Origin of the sequence: Bradyrhizobium sp. USDA 241 (genome assembly GCF_049739505.1) — a bacterium.
Lineage (GTDB): Bacteria > Pseudomonadota > Alphaproteobacteria > Rhizobiales > Xanthobacteraceae > Bradyrhizobium > Bradyrhizobium liaoningense.
Window position 1 is genome coordinate 2743575 of sequence record NZ_JBMGPZ010000005.1, and the last position, 25371, is coordinate 2768945.

The following is a 25371-nucleotide window of genomic DNA, read 5'->3' on the forward strand; positions in this document are numbered from 1 at the left end:
TGAATCCTCTTCAGTATTATCTTCAAGATTATCTACCTAATCAAGGGCACTTGGATCGGCCATTTTGGCGATGTCCGGCGCTGATGCCGGCCACGAAAGGAGATGCACATGGCCGATTTCATTCCCCCCGCGAAGAACGCCAACTCGCCCTTTGCCGATATGAAAGGGCACCACGTTGCCGTGCGCACACCTGACCTCGAAACCGCGCTGGCCTTCTACGTCGAGAAGCTCGACTTTCGCGTTGTCGCGACATGGGACTATGCCGACGAGAAACTCGCCTACGTCGCCCCAGCCAACGACGATCGCTTCTATGTCGAGATCCTTGGCGGGGGTGAGCCGGCGCCTGGGGAAGTGCGGCCGTACACGGATCTGGCCGACAGCCTGAAATACCGCGGCTACCACCATTTCTGTCTGAACGTCGGCAGCGTCGAAGAGACCGTCGCCAAGCTGCGTGCGCGCGGCGTCACCATCGTCACGGAACCGTTCGTTCTGCCGGCCATCAGCCGCAAGCTGGCTTTCTTCTGCGATCCCTTCGGCAACTTGATCGAACTGGCTGAAGTGTTGAACTGACTGCTCCAGCGAAAGGTGACGCAAATGTCCAAATCACTATTCATCATCGGCGCAGGGCCTGGCATCGGCCAGGCCACCGCTGAACGCTTTGGCCGCGAGGGCTGGACCATTGTTATGGCCAGCCGCAACCCTCGCAATCTCGATCCGCTGGTGGCCGAACTCGTCGGCAAAGGTATCACCGCCCACGGGATCGTCCTCGACGCTACCGACGCGCAAGCCGTGCGTTCTGCGGTTCGTAATGCCGACCGGATCACGGGCGGGCTGACAGGGGTCCTCTACAACGCCGCATTCGTGCGTCAGCAAGACCTGTTCACCATGACCGATGCCGAAGTGCTGAGCGATCTCAACGTCAATGTTGCGGGTGGGCTCCATGCAATTCGTGCGGCGGCCGAACTGTTTGACAAGAGCGGCGGAACAATTCTCGTCACGGGAGGCGGCCTCGCGATAGCCCCGCATTATAGCTACGCCAGCCTCGGCATGGGAAAGGGCGCGCTGCGAAACGTCGTGCAAGCGATCGCGCCCCAGCTCGCGGAGCGCAATATTCGTATCGCAATGATGACCGTCGCAACCTTGATCACTCCGCATTCGGCCGAGGCCGACGGCGTAGCGGATGGCTTCTGGTCGCTTACCAACGGTGCGGCCGATGTGTGGGAAGCTGTCTATCCCGCTGCTTTGGCCGAATAGGGCCTCTCCATCGCGGTGACCGGTGCGCCAAGTGAAAATGCCCGCCGCCCTGCCTACTCCAAGGAAATCATCATGTCCCAAGTGACTCTCATTGCCAGGCTGGCACAAGGGGACAACGTCGTCGCCGCCGCGCGCAATCCGCGGAGCATCGCCAAGGTCCGCAAGCCGAAGACGGATCCTGTGCTGGGGGCCGGAGGTCCGCTGCTCAGACACTGGCGGCCGCATTCGTCGCGATCTTAGAGGGGGAGACTCGGCCAGCGCTTCTTCAGCTTCTCCGGGAACGCTGGCGGCCTACGCGAGTTGCCGCACATGTCTCTTCCGAAGTCAAAAGGCTGGCTTACCGAGATCGGCGTCGCCACCTCGCGCCCGGCCGCGTTTGCCGTCTTCCTGGCCTATGGCATCGCCTGGATCACGCTGGGCAACGGACTCGAATGGCACTCGTTCGCGACGCTGGCGACATGGGGCATGACGCTGGTGATCCAGCGCGCCGAGCACCGCGACACCCAGGCGATCCATGCCAAGCTCGACGAACTGCTCAAGGTGGCCGGCCGCGACCACGTCATGAAGGTCGACGACGAGGACGCCGAGGAGGTCGAGACCCGGCGGGAGGAGATTCGACGCACGAGCTAGCGCCTCGTTGCCGGCCCGCTCAGCCCAGATAGTCGGGCCTGAAGTCCGCAAGCCTGCGCAGCTCGTCGGGCTGGAGCAGCTCGATCTCGCTGCCCTCCCATGCAATCAGCCCGCGATGCCTCAGTTCCTGGATGGTACGATTGACGTGGACGATCGAGAGCCCGCAGGCGTCCGCAACGTGCCGCTGCGTCATCGGAATCTGGAAACTGCAGTCCCTGACAAGGCCGACGATCTCCAGCCTTGCGGCAAGTTCGCAGATGAGATGCGCGACCTTGGGCAGCGCTGCCTGCGCGCCGAGACGCGCGATCCATTGCCGCGAGATCGCCGCGTCGATCAGCGTCTCACGCCAGAAGGCGCGGGTCAGGTGGATCGAGCCGTCGAGAAGCTGGCGCAGCTGGCTGTGCGCGACGGTGCCGACGATGGTCGGACCGAGCCCGACGAGGTCCGCATCCATCCGCGAGACCAGCAGGGTGTGCAGGCACGGCATGTCGCCGGGCACGTGGAAGGCGACGATCTGGCTGCGATCGGCGACGATGCGGGCCTGGTAGAGGAAGCCGCTGACGACGAAGACACAGCGTGAGGCGGCCTCACCCTGGCGCAGCACGATCTCGCCATCCGCAACCTGGCGCAGCGTGGACGGCAAGCCCGCGATCTGCCGGCGTTCGTCCTCGGACAGGCCTTCGACCGCCTGGAGACGTGCGATGAACTTCGGATGCGGCATGGGACCAGTGGCGCGCTCAGACGTCCCGCCGGGACGCTTCGAGCGGGCGCTGCGAGAGTCTTGCGATGGTCCGGTCCGAGACCGGCACGGAGCGGAACTCGCGGATGGCACGGGCCAACTCCTGATCCGACATCGGGTGGGCCGGCTCCTGCAGCGTTCCCTTGAGCAGGGCGTCGCTGATGCTGTGCAGGTGCTCGTTCGTGTCAGATACAAACAGGCCGCAGATGCGTTCCAGGATCGTCGTAGGGCTCATGAGAAGGCCGGCTCGGTGCGAGATTAGGGATGCGGCTGCGATCCGGTACGTCGCAAGCCGGTTAGCAACCTGTGCTTCCGACCAGCGTTCTAGTCCGCTGAACCCAAGCCGGACGTATCATTTGATAGAACCGGCGCGATTTTTGGCGCCCCATGGAAAAAGCCCACGACGTACTGATCCGGAACCTCTCCGAGCATACCGATCTGGCAGGCGAGGACATCGCGGAAATCCGGGCGCTCACCTTCACGCTGCGCGATTTGGAGCCCAACGAGGATTTCATCCGTCAGGGCGACGAACCCGAACATTCGGTGCTGGTCGTCTCCGGCATGGTCGCGCGCTACCACCTGCTCGGGAGCGGGCGGCGGCAGTACCTGGCGTTCCATCTCACCGGCGACCTTCCGGATGCGCAGGGGCTGTTCATCGACCAGATGGACCACGGATTGAGTGCCCTGGGACCGGCCACAGTCGCCTTCATCCCGCATCGCGAATTGTTCATCGCCTTCCGGCGGCGGCCAACCTTTGCGCTGGCCGTGTGGCGCGAGACGCTGCTCGATGCCGCGATCTTCCGCGAGGCCATCACCAACAACAGCGCCCGGTCGATGCAGGCGCGCATGGCACACCTGTTTTGCGAGCTGTTCTACCGCGCCCGCTCGGCGCAGCTGGTCTGCGGCAATCGCTGCCGCGTGCCGATCAGCCTGGCCCAACTCGGCGAGACGCTGGGCATGGCGATCGCGACGGTTAACCGGACGCTCGCCGACCTCAGGCGAAGCGGCGTCATGGATCTGCGCGAGGGAGAGCTGATCGTGCTGAAATGGCGAGAGCTGCAGCGGCTCGGAGATTTCAGTCCGGTCTATCTGCACCTGAAGCGGCAGTCGCCGCCGCGTGCCTGAGGCGAGGACATTAGCCCTCGGCGGTTGCCGCTGCACCCCGCACCTCATCGAAATACTTGTTCACCCAGTTGTTGCAACAGCAGGCTCTTGCTTCGAGTGCCGATGCGTCGAGGATCAGGATGGCGCCGCGGCGGGTCGCGAGGATGCGCCTCGCCTTGAACATCTGGATGACACGGCTGGCATAGCTGCGGGAGACGCCCAGCATGCCGGCGAGCTGCTCATGGGTGAGAGGGATCTCGGCTCCGCCGATATGTTCCTGCGCGGAGATGATCCACTTGGCGGCGCGCTGCTCGATCGAATGCGCAGCGTTGCCCCCGCGGGTCACTTCAAATTCCTCCGGGTGTGGTCAGTCAAATTCCTCCACCCGCGAGGCAGGACAAGGGACTGTTAGTTTGAGTTTGTTTCCCGGGCAAGAGCTTCAGCGGCTTCTTTGAGCCGATAGCTGCGTCCGTCGAACTCAAGCAGATGGCAATGATGCATAAGGCGATCGAGGATCGTCGTGCTCATAGTGTTGTCCCCAAGGTATGCCCCCCAATCCTGCACGACGCGATTGGAGGTGACGATGACGCTGCGGCGCAGTTTGTAACGCTGATGGATCAGGGTCTGCAGCAAAGTGCCGGCGTCGTCGGGGATGGCGCGTGCGAGGAATAGATCGTCCAGCACGAGGAGATCGCAGTCGATGATGGTTCGCAGCCGGACCTCGCGTTGTGCCGGAGAGTTCAGGGCGTAGCGGTGGAAGAAGTCGTCGGTCTCAAGATACTGGACCTTGTGGCTTTGCAGGATCGCCTGATAGGCAATCGCCTTGGCGATGTGCGACTTCCCGGTGCCAGGTTTGCCAACAAGCAGAGCGTTCTCGCCAGCGGCAATGAACGCCAGGGTGTGGAGCTGGAAGCAGGTCTGACGTGGCAGTTTGGGATTGAAGGACCAGTCGAACTCGGCGAGCGTCAGCTTTTCGTCGAGCCCGGATTGCTGGTATCGCCGCTCGATAAGACGGGACTGACGACGGTCCAGTTCATCCTGCAGGATAAGGGAGAAGGTCTCGAGGAAGGGCTGGTTGGCGCCCTGCGCCTGGAGCACGCGCGTCTGCAGCGTGTCGCGGACACCCGACAGGCGCAGCTGTCGTAGGCAACGCTCAATTTCCGGCATGGTCATCATGTGGCTAGGTCTCCAGTTTAAGGTGAGAAGGTGCAGCGGGAGCGCTCGTGGCGCCGGAGTTGGCCGGGGTTGCGCAGGCGACACGAGCGCGGATTGCCGTGGCGTGATCGTCGTGAGCCTCGGCCTGCCGACCATTGTCGTCGGCGTCGCGCCGCACAGCGCGGCTGAAGAGGTCGCCGTATTCCGCGGGGGTACGGATCAGCGGATGATCCTGGGTGAGCGGCGATGCCGGCTGTGGCGTCACTCCAACCTGCTCGATCGCCTGTTCGAACAACCGCTCGACGGTCGCACGCACGTGCTTGTAGCGGTAGATGCGGTTGTCGATGGCGTGCGCGCAGGCCTGCTCGACCAGCCGCGCCGGATACTTCCGGCCCAGCCCGACAATGCCCCACATCGCGCGCTGTCCGGGGCGCCCTTCGGTGTCGAACACCTGCTGGCACAAGGCCCTGGTCTGCGGTCCGATGCGCTCGGCGCTCGCCAGCAGCACGGCGGTTTGCCGCGACGGGTTGAACGGCCGTTCGCTGGTCGGCAGGACGACAGAACCGGGGTGCGCCATCCGGGAATGAACACGCAGCAGCGCACGGGTGTGGCGATCACGGATCTCGATCGTGGTGGTGTAGATGCGCACGACGACCTGGCTGCCGATCGGCGCGGGCCGCGCGGCGTAATAGCTGTTGTCGACGCGTACGGCGGTGTCGTCGCAGACAGTCCGGACGACTTCGGTGAAGATGCGGAAGGGAGCGACAGGCAGCGGCCGCAGGTGCGGCTTCTCTTCCTGGAACATCGCCTCGACCTGACGGCGCGTGCTGCCGTGGATGCGTTTGGAAGCCCAGTTCTCCTCCCAGTGCCTCAAGAACTCGTTTTGCGCCTCCAGCGTCTCGAAGCGCCGTCCGGCCAGCGCAGTGCCCTGGGTATGTTGAATCGCATTCTCGACGCATCCTTTCCGATTTGGATCGGCCACGCGCGCGGGATCGGCGACCACGGCGTAATGAGCCAGCATCGCGCTGTAAATCGGGTTGAGCTGGGGCTCGTACAAATCCGGCTTGAGGACGCCTTCCTTCAGGTTGTCGAGCACGACATAGCTGGGGACCCCGCCAAAATACCGGAACGCCTCTTCGTGGAGCTGCGCCCAGACTTGTTGGCTGGACTTCCAGACTACCCGCCGGAAGCTGCGCCGCGAGTAGCGTAGCGTCATCACGAACAGGCGGGGACGACGGTACCGCCCGCTCTTCGGATCAACCGTCGGCGCGCCCTCGCCATAGTCGACCTGAGCTTCCTCGCCGGGGAGGAACTCAAGACGATCAAACTGCTCAGGATCAGCGTGCCGCAACCGGCGCACAAACCGCTTGACACTCTGGTAGCTGGACGGAAAGCCAAATTGATCAACCAGGTCCTGGTAAATCGCCTGCGCGTTCCGCTTCAGCCGGACCTGTTCTTCGATCCACGTCCGATGCGCTTCGCAAGCCGAACGGGCCAGGCTGCTGGTGACCGTCGCTTCCGATGTCCCAAAAGCCGGTGGTCGGGGTGGAGGAATTTGGCCGTCCGCGCTCACCGAGCCGGTGGTCACTTCCCCGGGGGAATTTGCCTCCGCACCGGCCCGCAGCGCCTGATAACGCCGGATCGTCTTGCGATCGACACCCGTCAGCCGGTGAATCTCGCGCTGGCTGGTGTTGCGATCAAGTAATGTAAGTACGGTGCTTTGCAGATGTCGCTTCAAGACGTTCAACTCCCCGGCCCCTTGCTGGCTAAAGGGGTCGAACATAAACGTAGAGCTGGCCCCGCAAATTCGGACAGTAGCTTGAGTGGATTTTCTGCCTGACAGCGGCGAGGATTCTTGCTGCGAATCAGGAGCGAAGATGACGAAGAAGAGCCGCCGGACGCATTCTCCGGCATTCAAGGCGAAGGTTGCTTTGGCTGCGGTCAAAGGCGACAAGACACTGGCGGAGCTGGCGCAACTGTTTGATGTTCATCCGAACCAGATCACGATCTGGAAAAACCAGCTCCAGGAAGGCGCCGCCGGCGTGTTTGGGCATGACAAGACATCGGCCGAGACGCCGGTCGATTTGAAGGCGTTACATGCCAAGATCGGCGAGCTGGCGTTGGAAAACGATTTTTTGTCCGGCGCGCTCACCAAGGCGGGCCTGCTGAGCGCAAAGCGATGATCGACCGCGATCATGATCTTTCTATCGTGCGCCAGGCGAAGGTCCTGAAGCTGGCTCGCAGCACGGTCTACTATGAACCTCGGCCAGTTTCGGCCGAGGACCTTGCCTTGATGCGTCGGCTCGATGAGCTGCATCTCGATTATCCCTTCGCGGGAGCGCGTATGCTGCGATCGTTGCTGCGGCGGGAGGGCGTATACGCCGGTCGCCGCCACATCGCGACGCTGATGAAGCGCATGGGGATCGAGGCGGTCTATCGTCGCCCGAACACGAGCAAGCCGGCTCCGGGTCACAAGATCTACCCGTACCTGTTGCGCGGATTGAAGATCGAGCGGCCCGACCATGCGTGGGCAATGGACATCACCTACATTCCGATGCGGCGTGGCTTCGTCTATCTCGCGGCGGTCGTCGATGTGTTCAGCCGACGGGTCCTGGCCCATCGCGTCTCGATCACAATGGAGGCGGCCTTCTGCGTCGAAGCGGTCCAGGAGGCGTTGGCGAAGCACGGCAGGCCCGAGATTTTCAACACGGATCAGGGCAGCCAGTTCACCAGCCTCGAGTTCACCGATGTGCTGCTGGACGCGAAGATCGCCATCAGCATGGACGGCAAGGGCGCCTGGCGCGACAACGTGTTTGTCGAGCGGCTCTGGCGCACGGTCAAATACGAAGAAGTATATCTCCGCGCCTACGACAGCGTGTCCGAGGCGCGAGCGTCAATTGCCAAGTATCTGGCCTTCTACAATCAGGGACGCCCTCACTCGAGCCTTGACGGGCGCACGCCCGACGAGGCTTACTTCGGCACGCAAGCTATGGTGATGGCCGCATGACCGTCGCCGACGGTTTTGTCGTCGCTCTGGTCGGGCTACGCCCTCCCGACGCAACGACAAAACCGTAAAGCCCCGCGTTCAGCATAACCCGGCAGGAATCCACTTAAATCCAGCGGGGCGCTGTCCAAACAACCGGGGCCAGCTCTCGTCCTGCCTGACCGGCTACTGCTGTTCAGCGGCGCTGACGGCGATCATCAGGTGGGGGAGTTTCAAGTGACCATACCCGGGGGATTTTGACCGACCCACGGGGTTGCAGGCCGCGGTCTGCAGCAGCTGCGCGAACTGGCAGTCGGCATAGCGCAAGAAGACCTCCTGGAGCGTGGCCGACCTCTGCTGTGCCTGTTCGAGCGCGCGCAGCGGCAGCCGGACCAGGGTGCCGCCGAGCTTCACCACGATGCGCGAATAGGCGAGCGAAGGCGTTCGGCCGGCGGCAATGCCCACCGCACCCTCGCGTCCCACCAGCAGGCTTTCGACCTCGCGATCATCCTCGACCGGCACCGCGAAGGACACGAGCGCGGGACCGCAGGGGAAATGAACCGCTGCGACGTCGTCGCCGGCGTGATGCAGGATGTGGCTCGCCTCGAGTTCGACCGACTGGAGGTGAGGCGCGAGCAGTTCGAAGTCCTGGTGATTGAGCTGCCGGAGCAGATCGTTCTGGGGCCGACCGGTCACAATGTGTTCTCTTGGCGGGCCGGGAATCGGCGCCAGCGGGAAACCTACTTTTCCGCGGCGGAACCGACGGTTCCAAAGTGCACACAACGGATGTCCGGACGTCGAAAACTACGCCTCCAGCTTCCGGGATTTCCGGCCTTGCCCGACGGCCCCCGTCCTCGATCCTGCCCGAACGCCGCCGGGCCGGCGCGGGAGGCTATGGATCCTTCATCTGAAATGCGCTTCGCAGTCCCGCGAAGATCGGCTTAGCGCGGCGTGCGCGCGGTAGGCATCGATCGCCTTGTTCGCCAGCATCAACTGCCGGCGCTCACCGGTCCTGAGCTGCGCTTCGATGGAGTCGAGCAGGAAGTTCGCGCTCTCGTCCGGTGGACCGAGCTCGCCGCTCGTCTCCAGGCAGCTCCAGGCGATGAAGAACGCGCTTTCGACGGTGTAGCGAATGGACATGCGCAGCCAACGCGGCCGGGCTGAAGGCGTTCCGTGCGGCGGGCGAGACTTCGGTCAGGCCCGCCGCTGAGGGAGTCAGTTCTTCAGCACGATGCGCCCGACGACCTTGCCGGCACGCAGTTCGTCGATCCATTTCTGGACGTCGCCCATCGGCTCCTCGCGCATCGGCGTCGGCTTGATCTTGCCGGCGCGCGCCAGCGCCATCAGCTCGTGGGCTTCGGCGAGCGTGCCGACCATGAAACCTTCGATGGTCATGCGCTTGTAGACCCATTGCACCATGGGCAGCGTGAACTGGCCGCCCATCAGGCCGGAGACCACGATCTTGCCGCCGCGCGCGGCGACCGCAACCGCGAAAGCCATCGACTTCTCATTGCCGGCGAAATCCACGACCTCGTCGAAGCCGCCCTCGGTCTCCTTGAGGATGCGCTTGATGACGTCAGGCTCGGCCGGGTCATAGGCAAAGGCCGCGCCGTTCTTGAGCGCGGTCTCGCGCGCGGCCGGCGAGAGGTCGGCGACCGTGATCGGCTGCTTGAACATCGCCTGCGCGAACGACAGGCCCATCATGCCGACGCCGCCGAGGCCGATCAGCAAGAGGTTGCGCTGGCGCGGACGGTCGACCAGGCGCTTGAGCGCGCCGTAGGCGGTGACGCCGGAGCACATCAAGGTTGCGGCCTGGTTGACGGGAAGGGGATCGTAATCGAGCAGATATTTCGCGTCGGGCACCAGCACGTGGGTGGCGAAGCCGCCGTCGATGGAGACGCCGAGAAAGCGCTGCTTGACGCAGAGGTTCTCGTCGCCGTTCCGGCAATCGCGGCACTGGCCGCAGCCGATCCACGGGAAGACGGCTTTCTTGGCACCGACGAGGCTGGCCGCGACGTCGGGGCCGACTTCGTCGACGACACCGGCGATCTCGTGGCCGAGCGTGAAAGGCAGCGTCATGCCGCGCGTGGTGTCGAGCTTCTTGCCGCCGCCGAGATCGGCATAGCCGTCCTGGATATGCAGGTCGGAATGGCAGAGACCGCAGCGCTCGATGCGTACCAGCACCTCGCGGCCCTGCGGCTTGGGCGTGTCCACTATGGTCTCGCACAGCGGCGCATCGAACTTGACCAGGGATTGCCGACGCATCAACGCCATATTCCTTCCTCCGAAATTTTGATTGTCACGTTTCGCTGCGTATATCGGCCAATTCACGCGCCATGGCAACAAAGCCCGGAATCGGAATGGTCTCGGCGCGCCGCGTCGCATCGACGCCGGCTGCCTGCGCAAGCCGCGCGGGATCAACACCCAGTGATTTCAGGCTCTGCCGCAGCATCTTGCGGCGTTGCCCGAAGGCTGCGGCAGCGACCTGCTCGAGCAGTTTTCGGTCACATGGAAGCGGCTCTGCGCGCGGTGTCAGGCGCACGACGGAGGAGGTGACCTTCGGCGGCGGCACGAAGGCGGACGGCGCAATGTCGAACAGGATCCTGGTCTCGCAGCGCCAGTTGGCGAGCACGCCGAGCCGGCCATAGGCCTCCTCGTCCTCGCGCGCCACGATGCGCTCGCCGACCTCGCGCTGGAACATCAGGACCATCATCTCGTACCACGGCGGCCAGGGCTCGATGGTGAGCCAGTTGATGAGAAGCTGGGTCGCGATGTTGTAGGGCAGGTTGGCGACGATTTTTGCGCGTTCGCCTGAGAGCAGCGGGCGCGGATCGAACGTCATGGCGTCGCCATGCACGATCTCGAGCCGGCCGGGATAGCGCGCCGAAATATCCTGCAAGGCGGGGATCGCGCGCTCGTCATGCTCGATGGCGATGACGCGCCGGGCGCCGAGCGCGAGGAGCGCCCGCGTCAGCCCGCCCGGGCCGGGGCCGATCTCGACGATGGTCGCCTCGTCCAGCGGCGCGGCCGCGCGCGCGATGCGCGCGGTCAGATTGAGGTCGAGCAGGAAGTTCTGGCCGAGCGATTTCCTGGCCGACAGCGCGTGCTGGCGAATGACCTCGCGCAGCGGCGGGAGGTCGTCGACCGCGCCCATCAGCTTTGGGAAGCGGCCATGCGGCGCGCAAGCTTGAGCGCGGCGATCAGGCTCGCCGGATTGGCCTTGGCCGTACCGGCGATGTCGAAGGCGGTGCCGTGATCGGGCGAGGTGCGGATGAAGGGCAGGCCGAGCGTGACGTTGACGGCGTCGTCGAATGCGATCGTCTTGATCGGGATCAGCGCCTGGTCGTGATACATGCAGACCGCACAGTCATAGGTCTGTCGCGCAGCCTCGTGGAACATGGTGTCGGCGGGCAGCGGACCCCTGGCTTCGATGCCCTCGTTGCGCAGCACTTTCAGCGCCGGCGCGATGACGGTCTGCTCCTCGTGGCCGAGCGATCCGTCTTCGCCGGCATGCGGATTGAGGCCGGAGACCGCGATGCGCGGCTTTGCGATGCCGAAGCGGGACTTCAGTTGAGTGGCGACGATGCGTACGGTCGAGACGATCAGGGCGCTGGTGAGCTCTCCCAGCGCATCGCGCATCGAGACGTGGATGGTCACGGGCACCACGGCGAGCTGTGGCGACCACAGCATCATCACCGGCTGCGGCACGCGGCCGTTCTCCGCGGCAAGCTCGGCGAGGAATTCGGTGTGGCCGGGATGGCGGAAGCCGGCGCGGTAGAGCACGCTCTTGGCGATCGGGTTGGTGACGACGGCGCCGGCACGACCCGCGCGCACGTCCATGACCGCCTGACGAATCGAGGCGAGCGCGGCCGGCGCGCTGGATGCGTCGGGCTTGCCGGGCTCGGCGGTCGCGCGCTCGCCGGTCTCGACCACGGGCAGGGCATCAGTGAAGGCGGACGCGGCCTCACTGGGGCTCACCGTGGCGATCCTGATATCGGCGCCGAGCGCCTTGGCGCGCCGCGCGATCAGCGCCTCGTCGCCGAGCAGGTAGAAGGCGGGCAGGTCCAGCTCACGGCGCCTGAGCCAGGCCGCGATCGTGATGTCGGGGCCGATGCCGGCGGGCTCTCCCAGGGTCAGGGCAAGGGGCTTGACTGCGGACTCGGCTGGGGGCTTGGCGGAGGGCTCTAGGAGGGACTTGGCCATCAGCGGTTGCGATATTCGATCATCGCGGCCTTGCGGAGCTCATCGAGATAGGCCTTCTGGGTCTTCTCGTACTTCTCCTGGTACATCTTCTCGCGGACCTCGCGCTTCTTCGGCGTGTCGATCATGGTCGGCTTGCGCGAGCAAAGGACAACCATCTCGATGCCCGCCTTGGTCACCTCGGGCGCGGTCAGATGGCCGATCGGGGTGTCGTCGAGCACCTTGCGCAGCGGCTCGGGCAGCTCCGCGGTGGTCTTGGTGACGGCGTCGCGGATGGTGGCGTTCGGCGTCGAGCGGAACAGCGAATTGGCTTCCTCGCAGCTCCCGACGCGCGCGCGATAGGTCTCGGCTTCCTTCTTCCGCGTTTCCAGGAACGCAGCGGACGAGCCGCGGGGCACGATCAGCACGATCGGCTGCATCTTGTATTCGGTGCCTTCGACCTGAAGCTTCTCGCCGGTCTGGGCCTGCACGGCCTGCGCGACGTCGCGCTCGCCGACCTGGAGGCGCTCCTTGTAGCGGCCGCGCACCAGGCTGGTCCAGACCATCTCGGCCTTCATGCGGCCCTTCAGGGTCTCGGGTCGGACGCCCTTGGATTCAAGCGACTTGGTGAGCTGATCCGGCGTGATGCGCATGCGCTGCGCCATGCCTTCATAGGATTGGTTGATGTCGGAGACACCGGGGTCGACACCGTACTTCTTGCCCTCCTTGAGCTTCACCTTGTCGTCGATCAGCTCGTTGATGACCTCCTGCCGGCTCGGGGTCTTCTGCGTCGTCAGCTGGTCCAGCTTGGAGCGCTGCTCGATGTCGAAATCGGTGATCGGATCGCCGTTGACCATGACGACGATGTTCTGTGCGCGCGACGGCGAGGGCAGGGCGGTCAGCAGCAGCAGGCCGGCACCGAGGGCGAGAAGGAGGCGGAAGACAGGAAATGGGGTCGTCATGATGTCGCTCGCATGTCAGCCGCGTCGTGATGGGCAAACGCGGCCGGCACTTCAAACCCGTTCACTGGAGGCCGCTGGAACTGCTGGTCGTCGACGAGTTCGCCAGCGTGCGCAGGCCGATTTGGAACATGAACGCGTGGCTCAGCACGGGCGGTGCGGTGCCCGCGGAATAGCTATACGAAGTTACATAGTTCGCCGCCAGCACGAAGCAATCGTCGACATAGCCGGCCCCGACCACATACTGGTTGAGCTTGTTGGCCTCGAGGTCCCAGCGTGCCGAGCCCGACACCACCCAGTTGGTCGCGATCTTCAGCGAGCCTGTGGTCAGGATACCCTCGCGACGGGTCAGATAGCCGAGCTCCGGCTGGGCCGCGTAGTTTCCGTACAGCATGCTGACCGACCAGCGATTGAAGTTGGCGCGGCCTTCCGCCTCGAAGCGCTGCACGTTCCAGGTCTGCTCGTCCATGCGGGAGCGGACGCTGAACGTGTAGGTGCTGTTGGGCGAATAGCTGGCGCTCGCGACGTAATCGGACCGCGGCTTGTCGAGGCCGGAATCCAGGCCGGTATTGATGGTGTCCTGGACCGCGTAGGAGTTCAGGCCGAACAGCTGGTAGGACTGGCCGAACAGCACCTTGACGGCGCCGCCCTGGTCGAACTGCGTGGTGGACTGCACGCCGACATTGGCGCGGCCGCCGCCCTCGACGCGATCGTAGCCGGAGAACTTGTCCACGCTGAACAGGTTCGAGGTGTCGAACACCATGCTCTGGGCGTCCTCGTTCGGCAGCTTGCCGGCATAGGTCTCGTTCGGGCGGATGATGATCTGCGCGATCGGCTCGATGGTGGTCGAGCCCCAGGGCTGGATGTTGATGAACGGATAGCGGTACTCCAGGCCCACGGTCGGCATCAGGCGGAACGCCTGGGTGTCGCCGACAGGCAGGTAGTTCGACACGCCGGGCTGGTTGGAGACCGAGGAGTTGATCGCGTCGGCGCGCAGGCTGGCGAACGGCGTCCAGATCTGGCCGAGCGGATCGGTGAAGGATTTGCGCCACTGCGCCTCCGCCGTGAGGCGGGTGTAGGTGCCGGGGAAGCCGCGCAGCAGGCACTGCGAGGGCGTACGGGCCAGCGGATCGGCCGACGCCGTGGTGCACAGGCTGCTGGTGTTGGCGACCGTCGTGATCGGATCGAACACCGCCTCGTCACGCGACAGGTTCACGAAATTGGTCTTGTAGCTGAACTCGCCGCCGAACACGGGATAGTTGAGCACGTTGGAGTAGTCGATCACCGGATAGACGATCGGCACCTGGCTCTGGTTGCCCGAATAGCTCAGCCAGTACATCGTACGCGCATCAAAGAAGCTGCGGTTGCCGACGCCGGTCAAATAGAGCTGCGACAGCGCTTCCGTCGGCAGCAGCAGGAACGAGCCGAGCGGGTCGCGGTACTGATAGAGCCGGTAGTCCGAGAAGAAATAATAGTCGGACATCAGGACGCCGTCCCAGCCCCAGACCCATTTGTCGTTCAATGCGAACTGACCCTTGGTGTCGATGGCGCCGCGGAAGTCGCGGTCGCCGGGCTGCCCGGCAAACGCTCCGGGATCGAGCTGGTTGATGCCGTACGCGCGGATCTGGTAGGCGCCGTCGAGCAGGCGCTGTCGGAATTCGCCCTGCAGCAGCACGCCTTGCCGCGACAGGAAGCGCGGGGTGAAGGTTGCGTCCATGTCGGGCGCGATCGCCCAATAATAGGGAACCTCGACGCCATAGCCCGTATTGTCCGTGCCGGAAATATAACCGGGTATCAGGAAGCCGCTCTTCCGCTTCACGGTCGGGTCGGGCGTCGAGAAATAGGGCATGTAGGCGAGCGGCACGCCGAAGAATTCGAGCTGTGCGGTCTCGAAATACAGCATCTTCTCCTGCTGGTCGTGGATGATGCGCGCACCCTTGACCTGCCACAATGGCGGCTTCTTCGGATCGTCCTTGCACGGCGCGCAGGCCGTGTAGACGCCGTTCTCGAACACCGTGTAGTTGCCGCTGGAGCGGTCGGCGCGGCTCGCGGCCATGCGGGTCTGGTCGGCCGTGTCCACGCGCAGCGAATCGACGAAACCGTCGCGGTAATCGTCGGAGAGATCCAGGATCTCGGCATAGGTGATCTTGCCGTCGGCATCCGTCATGCGGATGTTGCCTTCGGCATGAAGCCGCTTGGTCTTCTGGTCGTAGATGACCCTGTCGGCCTCGACGCTGGTGCCGTTGTAGAACAGCTGGACGTTACCGACCGCGGAGACGCGCGAATTGTTGTAGTCGTAGTCGACCTCGGTCGCCTGAACCAGCATCTGGTTGTCGTTGGCGACCCTCGGCGGCTTCGGACGCGGCGGCAGCGGATTGTAGGTGAAGCTCTGGGCGTTGGCCGGCGCCACGGTGGCAGCGCCGATCAGCCCGCCGAGCGAGGCGGCAGCGGCGACAGCGAGCAGGAGCCTGCGAATGGACCAGCCGCACCCGTCCGCACGCACCAACGTGCGCCGCGTCAAACGAGACACGAGCCCTCGGTGGACGGCAGTCACTATCCGTCCTCCTGATAGAGCAAGGCCAAAAAGCCGGTGAGGCCGCCCACCACAACGGGCAACCACGCCGCAGCGATCGGATGCATCAACTCAGCCTTGCTCAAATCCTCAGTTACTTTCGACAGAACGTAGAGCAGAAAGCCTGCGCCCACGCCACTCAAAACCATCTTCTGCACGCCGCCCATCCGGAAGAAGCGCAACGACACGGAGGCCGCGAGCATCACCATGGCCGCAAGCAAAAACGGCTGTGCCAGAAGCTTCTGATACTGGAGTCGGTAACCGGCTGTCGCGAAGCCCGAGCTTTCGGAGGAGCGGATGTAGCTCGGTAGTTGCCAAAAAGACACAGTCTCGGGTGTGGAAAAGCTGTTGCGGACCTGCGCCTCGGTCAGCGTGGTGGGAATCTCCAGGCTGGCCTGCTCGATCGGCGGCGCGTCCAGCGAGAAGCGGCGGACGCCCTTGAACAGCCAACGGCCGGCCTCGAGCGTCGCCTCGCGTGCCTCGACCCGTTCCTTGAAGTGCTGGTCCGGGTCAAACCGGAATAGCGTGAGCCCCGTGAGCCGGATGCCCTGCTGCTCGCTCCGCGCCGCATTGATGATCGTCTGGCCGTCGCTCGTCACCTGATTGAGCCAGAAGCCGGAGGCGTCCTGGATGCCGCCGCCGGGCGCCGAGCCGAACAGCTCGGCTTCCATGCGCTTGGAGGCTTCGCGTAAATTGGCCGACATCGGATTGTAGGCGACGGTGGCGATCACCCCGATCAAAAGCGCGCTGCCGAGCGCCGGCGAGATGAACTGCCATGCGGAGATGCCGGCGGCGCGCGCCACCACGAGCTCGAGCCGGCGGGAGAGGGCGAGATAGCAGGTCATGGCGCCGATCAGCATGCAGAACGGCGTCAGCTTCTCCAGCAGCTGCGGCACCCGGAACAGAGAGGTCTCGGCCACCATGATCGCGGAGGCGGATGCGAGGCCCGAGGTCTTGCGCACCATCTCGATGTAGTCGACCAGCACCAGCAGCAGGAAGATGCTCGCGAACACGCCGAGCGCCGCCACCACGAAGCGGCCGGCGAAATAGCGCCCGAGTGTGTTGGTGAGCATGCTCATGCGGCCGCCGGGCGTCCGAACAGCCGCGCGATCCGTGCGTTCGACCTGTTGATGGCCTCCATCAGGCCAGGGGGCGGCTCGACCACGAGGCCGCCGACAATCATCCACAGCCCGATGCCGATGGCGCCCATGACCATCGCGTATTGGGCCAGCACCGCGCCCGGAGATTTCACCGCCATCACCGAGCAGGCGAAGCCGGCCATGCGCAGGCCGAACACCGCGATGATCGAGGAGCCGATCGAGAAATTGCGGCTCTGGCGGGTGGTGCGAGGCGCGCCCAGGAAGGCGAAGGTCAGTACCGCAAAGGCGAAGGGATAGACCGGCGCCAAGATGCTGTCGTGCAGGGCCGAGCGGAACTGGCCGGGCATCTGCTTGTAGACTGGATCGTCCTCGGACGGCGAGAACAGCTCCCAGAGATACCGTTCGCGGATGCCGAGGGTGACGTCGCGGCCCTGGCCCGAGAACTTCGACATGTCGAAACCGTAGCGGCCGAAGGCCACCAGCGCGGGATCGCGCTTGCCCGCCTCGAAGCGCTGGAGATTGCCGGTCTCCAGCACCAGGAACGAGCCGGTCTCGTTCTTCACGACCTCGCCATGCTCGGCCACGATCGAGACGCGCTCGTTGGGATCGCGGCGGTCGTCGATGAAGATGCCGGCGAGGATGCCGCCGGGCAGGCGCTCGCGGATCCGGATCGTGAGGTTCTTGTCGAGCTGGGCGAAGCGGCCGGGCTGGAGGATGTTGGTGAGCACGTCCGCGGTGATCTCGGCGTCCCACTGCTTGATCCGCCGCATCCCGTCGGGGGCGAGATAGGCCGCGATGAAGGCAACCAGCAGAGCCACCACGCAGGTGGCATAGAAGAACGGATAGAACAGCCGGAACGGCGAGAAGCCGGCGGCATTCATCACGATGATCTCGGAATCGGTCGCGAGCTTGTTCAGCGTGTGCGAGATCGCGATCATCAGCGCGATCGGCGAGATGATCAGGACCAGGGCCGGGATGACCAGGCTGGTGATACCGAGGAAGGTGAGGATGGTCTGACCCTGGCTCGTCATCAGGTCGATGCCGCGCAACGCCTGCGTAATCCAGATCACGCCGGTGAGGCTGACCAGGACCAACGCAAACGACGCCAGCGTCGTGCGGAAAATATACCTATCGATCGACCCCATGCGCTACCGCACGAATCCCCATCAGCCCCGATGTCGACCAGAATTCCGGCTGTCCAACCAATCCCCGATCAGGGGATCCCCAAGGTTGGCCATCAGCTCTTCCGGCGGTTCACTTTCTCACTACCATCCCTTTGATCCGTCAACAAAATGGCTGCCCCGTGGCACCTTCAATATATGGTTAATATTTCGCTGGTTGTGGCCGGCGGCCACGGCGGCGCTTGGCATCGGGCGGGCCGCTGGCCCATAGTAGGGCAAGCCTCAGTGAATCGCCGTTCAGCTTCGGCTGGGACCGGCACCGCCGAACGGCGAAAAGTTACATGCATTAAAGGAGTTATCCATGTCCGATGCCATCAAGGTCGGCTTTGTCCCCTTGTCTGCCGCCCCCCGTGGCATCCTGGTGGTGTTCTGCGATGACGGCCTGAAGCTCGGTCCGGCGACGGCCAAGGCACTGGGTGGCGCTGTCGATCTTGTGAAGCGCGCGGCCGCCGCCGCCGCCTTTAGAGGTAAGAGCGCGGCCGCGCTCGACATTCTGGCGCCGGAGGGCGTGAAGGCGACCCGGCTGATCGTGATCGGCGCCGGCAAGGCGACCGGCCTGAAGGCGAACGATCTCCTCAAATTCGGCGGGGTGGCAGCCAGCAAGCTGCCCTCCGGCACCAGCGCCATGACCATCATGGCGGAGCTGCCGGGCGGCGCCATGACGAGCGAGCAGGCGGTGGCGATCGCCTCGGGCCTTCGCTTACGCACCTACAAGTTCGACCGCTACAAGACGAAGAAGAAGGAGGGCGAGGAGGGCGGCACGCGCGCCGACATCTCGCTTGCGGTTGGCGATGCCGGTGCTGCGAAGAAGGCGTTTGCCTCGGCCGCCCACGTCATCGACGGCGTGATCATCGCGCGCGACCTCGTCAACGAGCCGCCGAACGTGCTTTTCCCCGAGGAATTCGCGCGCCGCGCCGGTCAGCTCCGCAAGCTTGGCGTCAAGGTCGAGGTGCTCGACGTCAAGGCGATGCAGAAGCTCGGCATGGGTGCGCTGCTCGGCGTCGGCCAGGGCTCGGCGCGGCCGAGCCGCACCGTGATCATGCGCTGGGACGGGGCCAGCAAGGGCGAGGCACCGGTCGCTTTCGTCGGCAAGGGTGTCTGTTTCGACACCGGGGGCATCTCGATCAAGCCGGCCGGCAGCATGGAGGACATGAAGGGCGACATGGGAGGCGCGGCCTGCGTCGTCGGCCTGATGCATGCGCTCGCTGCGCGTAAAGCCAGGGTCAACGTGGTCGGCGCCATCGGCCTCGTCGAGAACATGCCTGACGGCAACGCCCAGCGGCCGGGCGACATCGTCACCTCGATGTCCGGTCAGACCATCGAGATCATCAATACCGACGCGGAGGGCCGCCTCGTCCTCGCCGACGTGCTCTGGTACGTCGCCAAGAAGGTGAAGCCGAAATTCATGGTGGACCTGGCGACGCTGACCGGCGCGATCATGGTGGCGCTCGGCACCGAGCACGCCGGCATGTTCTCCAACAATGACGAACTCGCCGACCGGCTGCTCGTGGCCGGCGTCGAGAGTGGGGAGAAGGTCTGGCGGATGCCGCTCGGCCCCGAATACGACAAGCTGATCGATTCCCAGTTTGCCGACATGAAGAACACCGGCGGCCGCCATGGCGGCTCGATCACTGCGGCGCAGTTCCTCCAGCGCTTCGTCGACGGCACGCCCTGGGCGCATCTCGACATCGCAGGCACCGCCATGGGCGCGCCGAAGACCGACATCAACCAGAGCTGGGGAAGCGGCTACGGCGTCCGCCTGCTCGATCGCCTGGTCTCCGACCATTACGAGCGCAAATGATCCGAGATGACTGAAGTATTGTTCTACCATCTCCAAAACATAACGGTGGAGAATGTGTTGCCGCCGCTTCTCGAGAAATCGCTCGAGCGCGGCTGGCGCGTCGTGGTGCAGTCGAGCTCGGAGGAACGCGCCGATGCGCTCGATTCGCATTTGTGGACCTATCGCGAAGATTCCTTCCTGCCGCACGCGACATGGCGGGTGAACGACGTTGCCGATCAGCCGATCGTGCTGGCGATCGAGGGGGGCAATCCCAACGGTGCCAATGTCCGCTTCCTGATCGACAATGCCGTGCTGCCGGAGGACTCGCAGGGCTATGAGCGCATGGTCCTGCTGTTCGACGGCGACGATCCGGATGCGCTTGCGCTCGCCCGCGCGGCCTGGACCGATTGCAAGGCGCGGGGGTTTGATGTCACCTACTGGCAGGCCGACGAGCGGGGCCGGTGGCAGAAGCGGAATTAGCGGCCGTCGGCAATTAATGATAATTTGCACTTTGCGAACGATACTGGCTTCGGCCACCTTCGTGCCGCAAAGGGATGTTGGGACAATCGTTTAGGGCTGGTCCTTCAGGCGGGGAATTAGTTTATCGTGCGACATCAAAAGCTTCCCGGCTCGCTCATGATTGCGTTGGCCGCCGTAGCACCGCTGGTCGCGGGCTGCTCGGGCACTGATCTGCTGTCGAAGGACGCAGAATGGTTCCAGAAGCCGGGCCGTCTCTTCATCAAGAACATCTCGATCGAATCGCCGCCGCTCACGCCTGACAAGCCGGTGGGAGCCGAGGACCTCGTCAGCGCCGATGGCGCCTGTCCGGGCATGGCGCCGCCTCCCGGGCCGGCCGACGCCAATGCATCGACGACGGCGCCAGTTCCGATGGGCGGCACGGTCGCGCTCGGGCATACCGAATGCGATGTGGTGCGCGGCATCGGCGCGCCTTCGAACGTCAACCTGTCCACCGACGCCATCGGCCGACGCGTCGCCGTCGTCACCTGGACCACCGGTCCGCGCGCCGGCATCTACACCTTCGCCGCCGGACGTCTGTCCTCGATCGAGGGCAATCCCGAGCCGCAGCCGGTGCCGAGGGCGGTGAAGCCGAAGAAGAAGCACGCGTAAGTGGTATGCGGGTTGCTGATTTCGACGGCGTGCTGTCAGCTCCGTATTGAATGTCTGTTCAACGTCTCGGATGGATTTTCACCGAAGAGGGCGCGGTAGTAGGCCGAGAATCGGCTGAAATCGGCAAAGCCTTGCCTGAAGGCAACCTCCGCCACGGTGACATCGGTTGCAACTTCGTGTTGCAGAAGCAGCCGCGCCTCGCACAACCGCTTTTGCCGAAGGTACCTCATCGGCGGGATGCCAAGGATCTCGTCGAAGGCTCGATGCAGCGCGCGTCGGGACACCCGCAAATGCGAGAGAAGCTCCGAGATGTGCACGGGAGCATTGCCTGCACCGTCGAGGTATTCCTGAGTTCTCCTCACCAGCCGTTGCGGTGAAGAAACGAAGACGTCCGATTGTTCTGAGTTCGCAATCGCGTAGCACGCGCTTTCGATGATGGCCCGCTTCCAGTACTCCGCCTCGGACGGCCCCAACCTGCGCGCGTGTCGATCGAAGCCGGCCATGATGCGTCTGAGGACCCCGGCCGAAGCGTCGCCCGTCTCAGGGCTGGTGTGGAACGCGCTCTTTCTCAGCCATGCCGTCGGCTCGCTGAACCGGCTGTCGGGTCCGAAGAAACGGGCCATATCCCCGGTCGAGGCCGAGATGGCACCAAAGGACACGCCAGCGGCGTACCGGCTCTGGTGCTCTACGCCGGGAGACCAGATCCGAATGATGCCAATGCCGCGCTGGCGAACTCTTTGCCTGCCGGTCTCCGTGAGGAAACCTATCGTCACGCGGTCATCGCTGTAGACCCCGCGCGAAATAACCCCGTGCGAGAACGCGCCGAAACCGAGCGATAGTCCGGCGACGCTCGCATGCTTCAGACGACCTTGCATGCGGCCGGGCTGGATCTGGATGATCTCGGAACTGCTCGTCGGCGTGGCGGCCTGAAGTTGCTCGAAGCCGTTGATCGCGATCTCGGTGCAACCGATGGTGCTGAGATCGTCGTTCCGACCGATGATCCCGACGACGCCCGGCATGTCTCATTCTCCGACTCCGCGTCGTATGCTTCGCCTCCATTGCGACCGAAAAGCGGCGCGGGCAATTCACATCAAACCGCGCGCACCTCATCCGATTGAAAGGCCGCCAATTTTTCGGCCGAAAGCGACAAGGCGTCGCATCGGCACAAACTGCGCATCACAGGAGCAGTCAGGGGAGATACCATTGCTTTGCAACCACTGCGGGACGCTCTCAAAGAGTGTCGCATTCAACGGGAGGACGAACGGGGACACGAGAGGCCGACATAGGCGCTCGCGCGGTTCGCGGGCCGATGAGAAATTGGAGGGCCTGACAATGCAGTCATGTCGATTGGACTTCGGTTATATACAATCTGCCGTCGGTTCCCGGATCTTGCCGACGATTTTGTTCACGGTCGCTGTTTGCTGCGCCGTCCCGGGAACAACTCACGCAGCGCCCTTGGCGCCTCACCAATCAGCCTTCCGATTCCAAGACGATCTCACACAGGTGCGTGCAACCGTGCATCGCGGACGCGCTGTGGTCGGACCGCGAGGCGGTGCCGTTGTCCGGCGTGGCACCGCCGTGGTCGGACCGCGAGGCAACGTTGCGGTGCGTCGAACGACAGTGGTCCGGCCTGGCTATCACGGCGGCGGCGTGCGCTGGGCACGGCCCGGCTGGTATCGCTGGCCGGCCGGCGGCGCGATCGCCGCCGGCGCAGCGATCGGTTTCGTGACAGCAGGGACTGCAGCGGCGTGGGCGGGTGCCGCACCCGCGCCCGGAATGTGCTGGTACTATACAGATCCCTCACGCACCCAGGGCTTCTGGGACTATTGCCAGTAACCGCGAAGCGGATGGGCCGCCATCATGTTGCAGGCAGAGATCGATCATCGTCGTCAGGGTGAGGCGTCGACCGACGACATGGTCTGGATTCCCGGCGGCACGTTCCGAATGGGGTCCGACCATCACTATCCCGAAGAAGCTCCGAGCCACAGCGCCGCCGTTGACGGCTTCTGGATTGATCGCACGCCTGTGACCAACCGGCAGTTCAAGGCGTTCGTCAACGCGACCGGCCACGTCACCACGGCGCAGATCGTTCCGGACCCGAAGCAATATCCCGGTGCCCGTCCGGAGATGATCTATGCGGGGTCGCTGGTGTTCTCGCCGCCATCGCGGGTGGCCGATCTCCACGACTGGAGCCAATGGTGGACGTTCATGAAAGGCGCCACCTGGCGTCGCCCTTACGGTCCGAGCAGCAACATCAGGAATCTGGACGACCACCCGGTGGTCCACGTGTCCTACAGCGACGCGCTGGCCTACGCAAAATGGGCCGGGAAGGATTTGCCGACCGAAGCTGAGTGGGAATTCGCCGCGCGCGGTGGACTCGATGGCGAAGATTTCGCCTGGGGCAATACGCTCAATCCAGGCGGTCGGCACATGGCCAACACCTGGCAGGGCTTCTTCCCGCTGGAAAACCATTGCGAAGACGGCTTCGAACGCACCTCGCCAGTGATGGCCTTCCCGCCCAATGGATACGGCGTCCACGATATGATCGGCAACGTTTGGGAATGGACCGCCGACTGGTGGTCGGCCCGGCATGAAGCCGATGCGCACGAGCCTTGTTGCATTCCACAAAATCCGCGCGGAGGTCCCGAGAGCGCCAGCTTCGATTGCTCCCAGCCTCACATCAGGATCCCAAGGAAAGTGTTGAAGGGCGGCTCCCACCTTTGTGCGCCCAACTATTGCCGCCGCTATCGGCCTGCCGCACGGCACGCCGAGCCGATCGATACCTCGACCAGTCACGTCGGCTTCCGATGCGTCGTTAGAAATGGGAGTGAACGATGAGCGAAAAGAAGCAGTCAAATCTCGATCGCCGCAGCATCCTTCTGAGTGGAACGGCGCTCGTCGCTGCGACGGTCGCAACCGACGCGTTTGCGCAGGCGCAGAAGGCCGCACCGGGTTCTCCCGTCCCGGCCGCGAGCCCATCCGGCCGCAGGCCGAACATCCTCGTCATATTCGGCGACGACATCGGCCAGAGCAATGTCAGCGCCTATTCCTTCGGGCTGATGGGCTACCGGACGCCCAACATCGACCGGATCGCCCGCGAAGGCATGATGTTCACCGACTACTACGCCGAGCAGAGCTGCACGGCCGGACGGTCGAGTTTCATCACGGGACAATGCACTCTGCGCACCGGACTATCGAAAGTAGGCATGCCGGGTGCGACGGTCGGACTGCAGGCACGCGACGTCACCATCGCTGAATTGCTCAAGCCGCTCGGCTACGCCACCGGCCAGTTCGGCAAGAACCATCTCGGAGACCGCAACGAATATCTCCCGACCGTGCACGGCTTCGACGAGTTCTTCGGCAACCTCTACCATCTCAATGCCGAAGAGGACCCGGAATCCCGCACTTACCCGCGCGACCCGCGGTTTCTTGCAGCGCTTGGCCCACGGGGCGTCCTGCGTTGCAAGGCCTCGGATCGGGACGATCCGACCGAGGAGCGGCGCTGGGGACGGGTCGGCAGGCAGACGATCGAGGATACCGGCCCTCTCACCCGGAAGCGCATGGAAACGGTCGACGACGAAACCTCGGCGGCCGCGATCGACTTCATGCAACGGCAGACCCGGGCGAACACGCCCTTCTTCTGCTGGTTCAACTCGACCCGCATGCACTTCCGTACACATGTGCGGGACTCGCATCGTGACAAGCCCGGCCTGACCTCGAGGACCGAATACGCCGACGGCATGATCGAGCACGATGCGGTCGTCGGCAATATCCTCAAAGCGCTCGACGATCTCGGCATCGCGAACGACACCATCGTGCTCTACACGACGGACAACGGCCCGCATCAAAATTCCTGGCCGGATGCCGGAACGACGCCGTTCCGCAGCGAAAAGAACACCAACTGGGAGGGCGCGTTCCGCGTGCCCTGCATGATCCGCTGGCCAGGCCGAATTCAGCCGGGCTCGATCTCGAATGACATCGTCAGCGGCCTCGACTGGATGCCCACGCTGCTTGCCGCGGTGGGCGAGCCGGACATCAAAAGCAAGCTGCTCAACGGCTATCAGGTAGCGGGCAAGACCTTCAAGGTCCACCTCGATGGCTACAATCAACTGCCGTACCTCACGGGTCAGCAGCCGAACGGCGCGCGCAAGGAGTTCGTCTACTTCGATGACGACGGCGATCTCGTCGCCATGCGTTACGAAAACTGGAAGATCGTTTTCGACGAGCAGCGCGCGACTGGCACGCTGCGAATCTGGGCCGAGCCATTCACCAAACTCCGAGTTCCGAAAATGTTTGACTTGCGGGCCGACCCATTCGAACGGGCCGACATCACGTCGAACTCCTACTACGACTGGTTCATGTCGAATTCGGCGCCATTCCTGGCCTCCCAGTCGATCGTCGGGCCTTTTCTCGCGACCTTCAAGGATTATCCGCCGAGCCAGCGACCATCGAGCTTCAGCATCGATCAGTTAGTCGAGAAGATGCAGAAGAGTTTGGAGCCGGCGCATTAGGGGTGAACGAGGGAGGCTTGGGTGAAAGAAAGACTGGCCGTCGCGTTCGCACTATTCTGCCTTTCCGGCGTCGCCTTCGCGCAAGCGCCGTCTATC

At 64.1% G+C, this 25371-nt stretch carries 24 protein-coding genes and 2 pseudogenes; 11 read left to right on the forward strand and 15 right to left on the reverse strand.

Going from position 1 to position 25371, the window contains the following annotated elements; translation table 11 throughout:
* The first annotated feature begins 108 nt into the window (after window positions 1-108).
* From ABIF91_RS35100 to ABIF91_RS35110, 3 genes are all read left to right on the forward strand, one after another.
* Entirely contained in the window at window positions 109-570 is a 462-nt protein-coding gene (locus tag ABIF91_RS35100) for a VOC family protein (protein WP_028182062.1), read from the forward strand.
* 24 nt (window positions 571-594) lie between these two features.
* Complete coding sequence (locus ABIF91_RS35105) at window positions 595-1254, forward strand: SDR family NAD(P)-dependent oxidoreductase (protein ID WP_028182063.1); 660 nt, start codon at window positions 595-597, stop codon at window positions 1252-1254.
* Window positions 1255-1563: 309 nt separating this feature from the next.
* Window positions 1564-1884: a low affinity iron permease family protein gene (locus tag ABIF91_RS35110; protein WP_028182064.1), complete on the forward strand. Its 321-nt coding sequence runs from the start codon at window positions 1564-1566 to the stop codon at window positions 1882-1884.
* 19 nt (window positions 1885-1903) lie between these two features.
* On the opposite strand, the gene ABIF91_RS35115 is transcribed toward ABIF91_RS35110, so the two are convergent.
* Both ABIF91_RS35115 and ABIF91_RS35120 read right to left on the reverse strand, forming a co-directional pair.
* Window positions 1904-2605: a Crp/Fnr family transcriptional regulator gene (locus ABIF91_RS35115; protein WP_028182065.1), complete on the reverse strand. Its 702-nt coding sequence runs from the start codon at window positions 2603-2605 to the stop codon at window positions 1904-1906.
* A gap of 16 nt (window positions 2606-2621) precedes the next feature.
* A complete protein-coding gene (locus tag ABIF91_RS35120) occupies window positions 2622-2858 on the reverse strand; it encodes a hypothetical protein (RefSeq protein ID WP_424579654.1) in 237 nt (78 codons plus the stop codon).
* Between the two features lie 152 nt (window positions 2859-3010).
* Here ABIF91_RS35120 and ABIF91_RS35125 point away from each other — a divergent pair, with 152 nt between their 5' ends.
* On the forward strand, window positions 3011-3748 hold the full coding sequence (locus ABIF91_RS35125; RefSeq protein WP_424579655.1) for a Crp/Fnr family transcriptional regulator: 738 nt from the start codon (window positions 3011-3013) through the stop codon (window positions 3746-3748).
* Between the two features lie 10 nt (window positions 3749-3758).
* Here the strand turns inward: ABIF91_RS35125 and ABIF91_RS35130 are convergent.
* The 3 genes and pseudogenes from ABIF91_RS35130 to istA all read right to left on the reverse strand — a co-directional run.
* Window positions 3759-4070: pseudogene (locus ABIF91_RS35130) on the reverse strand (Crp/Fnr family transcriptional regulator); the annotation flags it as partial.
* A 65-nt stretch (window positions 4071-4135) separates the two neighbouring features.
* A complete protein-coding gene (gene istB, locus ABIF91_RS35135) occupies window positions 4136-4903 on the reverse strand; it encodes an IS21-like element IS1631 family helper ATPase IstB (protein ID WP_038952109.1) in 768 nt (255 codons plus the stop codon).
* Between the two features lie 4 nt (window positions 4904-4907).
* A complete protein-coding gene (gene istA, locus ABIF91_RS35140; RefSeq protein ID WP_424579105.1) occupies window positions 4908-6665 on the reverse strand; it encodes an IS21-like element IS1631 family transposase in 1758 nt (585 codons plus the stop codon).
* Between the two features lie 94 nt (window positions 6666-6759).
* On the opposite strand from istA, the gene ABIF91_RS35145 reads away from it, so the two are divergent.
* Window positions 6760-7889, forward strand: a protein-coding gene (locus tag ABIF91_RS35145) for an IS3-like element ISRj2 family transposase (RefSeq protein WP_424579845.1) whose coding sequence is annotated in 2 segments (ribosomal slippage) — window positions 6760-7012 and window positions 7012-7889 — 1131 coding nt in all. Because the reading frame shifts where the segments join, the coding sequence is not laid out codon by codon here.
* A 249-nt stretch (window positions 7890-8138) separates the two neighbouring features.
* On the opposite strand, the pseudogene ABIF91_RS35150 reads toward ABIF91_RS35145, so the two are convergent.
* The 9 genes and pseudogenes from ABIF91_RS35150 to lptF all read right to left on the reverse strand — a co-directional run.
* Window positions 8139-8561: pseudogene (locus tag ABIF91_RS35150) on the reverse strand (Crp/Fnr family transcriptional regulator); the annotation flags it as partial.
* Between the two features lie 207 nt (window positions 8562-8768).
* Complete coding sequence (locus tag ABIF91_RS35155; RefSeq protein ID WP_424579656.1) at window positions 8769-9005, reverse strand: hypothetical protein; 237 nt, start codon at window positions 9003-9005, stop codon at window positions 8769-8771.
* A 75-nt stretch (window positions 9006-9080) separates the two neighbouring features.
* Window positions 9081-10139: an alcohol dehydrogenase gene (locus tag ABIF91_RS35160; RefSeq protein WP_028178687.1), complete on the reverse strand. Its 1059-nt coding sequence runs from the start codon at window positions 10137-10139 to the stop codon at window positions 9081-9083.
* Window positions 10140-10164: 25 nt separating this feature from the next.
* Entirely contained in the window at window positions 10165-11019 is an 855-nt protein-coding gene (rsmA, locus tag ABIF91_RS35165; protein ID WP_028178688.1) for a 16S rRNA (adenine(1518)-N(6)/adenine(1519)-N(6))-dimethyltransferase RsmA, read from the reverse strand.
* The gene (gene pdxA / locus ABIF91_RS35170; RefSeq protein ID WP_035669988.1) at window positions 11019-12068 is read right to left on the reverse strand and encodes a 4-hydroxythreonine-4-phosphate dehydrogenase PdxA; all 1050 of its coding nucleotides are present in this window, start codon (window positions 12066-12068) and stop codon (window positions 11019-11021) included. The genes rsmA and pdxA overlap by 1 nt, the downstream gene beginning before the upstream one ends.
* Window positions 12068-13006, reverse strand: a complete 939-nt coding sequence (locus ABIF91_RS35175; protein WP_028178690.1) for a SurA N-terminal domain-containing protein — start codon at window positions 13004-13006, stop codon at window positions 12068-12070. The genes pdxA and ABIF91_RS35175 overlap by 1 nt, the downstream gene beginning before the upstream one ends.
* 61 nt (window positions 13007-13067) lie before the next feature.
* Entirely contained in the window at window positions 13068-15557 is a 2490-nt protein-coding gene (locus ABIF91_RS35180) for an LPS-assembly protein LptD (protein WP_028178691.1), read from the reverse strand.
* Window positions 15557-16654: an LPS export ABC transporter permease LptG gene (lptG, locus tag ABIF91_RS35185; protein ID WP_028178692.1), complete on the reverse strand. Its 1098-nt coding sequence runs from the start codon at window positions 16652-16654 to the stop codon at window positions 15557-15559. The genes ABIF91_RS35180 and lptG overlap by 1 nt, the downstream gene beginning before the upstream one ends.
* Window positions 16651-17820: an LPS export ABC transporter permease LptF gene (lptF, locus tag ABIF91_RS35190; RefSeq protein WP_028178693.1), complete on the reverse strand. Its 1170-nt coding sequence runs from the start codon at window positions 17818-17820 to the stop codon at window positions 16651-16653. The genes lptG and lptF overlap by 4 nt, the downstream gene beginning before the upstream one ends.
* A gap of 337 nt (window positions 17821-18157) precedes the next feature.
* On the opposite strand from lptF, the gene ABIF91_RS35195 reads away from it, so the two are divergent.
* The 3 genes from ABIF91_RS35195 to ABIF91_RS35205 all read left to right on the forward strand — a co-directional run bounded on the left by ABIF91_RS35195 (window position 18158) and on the right by ABIF91_RS35205 (window position 20764).
* Complete coding sequence (locus ABIF91_RS35195; protein WP_028178694.1) at window positions 18158-19657, forward strand: leucyl aminopeptidase; 1500 nt, start codon at window positions 18158-18160, stop codon at window positions 19655-19657.
* Between the two features lie 6 nt (window positions 19658-19663).
* Window positions 19664-20116 carry a DNA polymerase III subunit chi gene (locus ABIF91_RS35200; protein ID WP_424579657.1) on the forward strand — a complete coding sequence of 151 codons (453 nt, stop codon included), beginning with the start codon at window positions 19664-19666 and terminating at the stop codon, window positions 20114-20116.
* Between the two features lie 165 nt (window positions 20117-20281).
* Window positions 20282-20764 carry a hypothetical protein gene (locus tag ABIF91_RS35205; protein WP_028178696.1) on the forward strand — a complete coding sequence of 161 codons (483 nt, stop codon included), beginning with the start codon at window positions 20282-20284 and terminating at the stop codon, window positions 20762-20764.
* A gap of 35 nt (window positions 20765-20799) precedes the next feature.
* Here the strand turns inward: ABIF91_RS35205 and ABIF91_RS35210 are convergent, their stop codons facing one another.
* Window positions 20800-21783, reverse strand: coding sequence for a helix-turn-helix transcriptional regulator (locus ABIF91_RS35210; protein WP_028178697.1), 984 nt, complete (start codon window positions 21781-21783; stop codon window positions 20800-20802).
* A 586-nt stretch (window positions 21784-22369) separates the two neighbouring features.
* Here ABIF91_RS35210 and ABIF91_RS35215 point away from each other — a divergent pair.
* Genes ABIF91_RS35215 through ABIF91_RS35225 form a run of 3 tightly spaced genes read left to right on the forward strand, consistent with a single transcriptional unit; the run spans window position 22370 to window position 25275 of the window.
* Window positions 22370-22600 carry a hypothetical protein gene (locus tag ABIF91_RS35215; protein ID WP_244430912.1) on the forward strand — a complete coding sequence of 77 codons (231 nt, stop codon included), beginning with the start codon at window positions 22370-22372 and terminating at the stop codon, window positions 22598-22600.
* Between the two features lie 24 nt (window positions 22601-22624).
* Entirely contained in the window at window positions 22625-23602 is a 978-nt protein-coding gene (locus tag ABIF91_RS35220; protein WP_028178698.1) for a formylglycine-generating enzyme family protein, read from the forward strand.
* The gene (locus ABIF91_RS35225; protein WP_028178699.1) at window positions 23599-25275 is read left to right on the forward strand and encodes an arylsulfatase; all 1677 of its coding nucleotides are present in this window, start codon (window positions 23599-23601) and stop codon (window positions 25273-25275) included. The genes ABIF91_RS35220 and ABIF91_RS35225 overlap by 4 nt, the downstream gene beginning before the upstream one ends.
* Window positions 25276-25371 lie beyond the last annotated feature (96 nt).

Excerpts from the sequence above, each read along its gene's own strand:
- ABIF91_RS35125 (WP_424579655.1), top strand. The coding sequence starts at position 3,011 with ATGGAAAAAGCCCACGACGTACTGATCCGGAACCTCTCCGAGCATACC.
- ABIF91_RS35175 (WP_028178690.1), bottom strand. The coding sequence starts at position 13,006 with ATGACGACCCCATTTCCTGTCTTCCGCCTCCTTCTCGCCCTCGGTGCC.
- pdxA (WP_035669988.1), bottom strand. The coding sequence starts at position 12,068 with ATGGCCAAGTCCCTCCTAGAGCCCTCCGCCAAGCCCCCAGCCGAGTCC.
- ABIF91_RS35195 (WP_028178694.1), top strand. The coding sequence starts at position 18,158 with ATGTCCGATGCCATCAAGGTCGGCTTTGTCCCCTTGTCTGCCGCCCCC.
- lptG (WP_028178692.1), bottom strand. The coding sequence starts at position 16,654 with ATGAGCATGCTCACCAACACACTCGGGCGCTATTTCGCCGGCCGCTTC.
- ABIF91_RS35210 (WP_028178697.1), bottom strand. The coding sequence starts at position 21,783 with ATGCCGGGCGTCGTCGGGATCATCGGTCGGAACGACGATCTCAGCACC.
- ABIF91_RS35115 (WP_028182065.1), bottom strand. The coding sequence starts at position 2,605 with ATGCCGCATCCGAAGTTCATCGCACGTCTCCAGGCGGTCGAAGGCCTG.
- ABIF91_RS35225 (WP_028178699.1), top strand. The coding sequence starts at position 23,599 with ATGAGCGAAAAGAAGCAGTCAAATCTCGATCGCCGCAGCATCCTTCTG.
- ABIF91_RS35100 (WP_028182062.1), top strand. The coding sequence starts at position 109 with ATGGCCGATTTCATTCCCCCCGCGAAGAACGCCAACTCGCCCTTTGCC.
- ABIF91_RS35200 (WP_424579657.1), top strand. The coding sequence starts at position 19,664 with ATGACTGAAGTATTGTTCTACCATCTCCAAAACATAACGGTGGAGAAT.
- istA (WP_424579105.1), bottom strand. The coding sequence starts at position 6,665 with ATGTTCGACCCCTTTAGCCAGCAAGGGGCCGGGGAGTTGAACGTCTTG.
- ABIF91_RS35105 (WP_028182063.1), top strand. The coding sequence starts at position 595 with ATGTCCAAATCACTATTCATCATCGGCGCAGGGCCTGGCATCGGCCAG.
- ABIF91_RS35110 (WP_028182064.1), top strand. The coding sequence starts at position 1,564 with ATGTCTCTTCCGAAGTCAAAAGGCTGGCTTACCGAGATCGGCGTCGCC.
- ABIF91_RS35220 (WP_028178698.1), top strand. The coding sequence starts at position 22,625 with ATGTTGCAGGCAGAGATCGATCATCGTCGTCAGGGTGAGGCGTCGACC.
- ABIF91_RS35155 (WP_424579656.1), bottom strand. The coding sequence starts at position 9,005 with ATGTCCATTCGCTACACCGTCGAAAGCGCGTTCTTCATCGCCTGGAGC.
- ABIF91_RS35160 (WP_028178687.1), bottom strand. The coding sequence starts at position 10,139 with ATGGCGTTGATGCGTCGGCAATCCCTGGTCAAGTTCGATGCGCCGCTG.
- lptF (WP_028178693.1), bottom strand. The coding sequence starts at position 17,820 with ATGGGGTCGATCGATAGGTATATTTTCCGCACGACGCTGGCGTCGTTT.
- istB (WP_038952109.1), bottom strand. The coding sequence starts at position 4,903 with ATGATGACCATGCCGGAAATTGAGCGTTGCCTACGACAGCTGCGCCTG.
- rsmA (WP_028178688.1), bottom strand. The coding sequence starts at position 11,019 with ATGGGCGCGGTCGACGACCTCCCGCCGCTGCGCGAGGTCATTCGCCAG.
- ABIF91_RS35120 (WP_424579654.1), bottom strand. The coding sequence starts at position 2,858 with ATGAGCCCTACGACGATCCTGGAACGCATCTGCGGCCTGTTTGTATCT.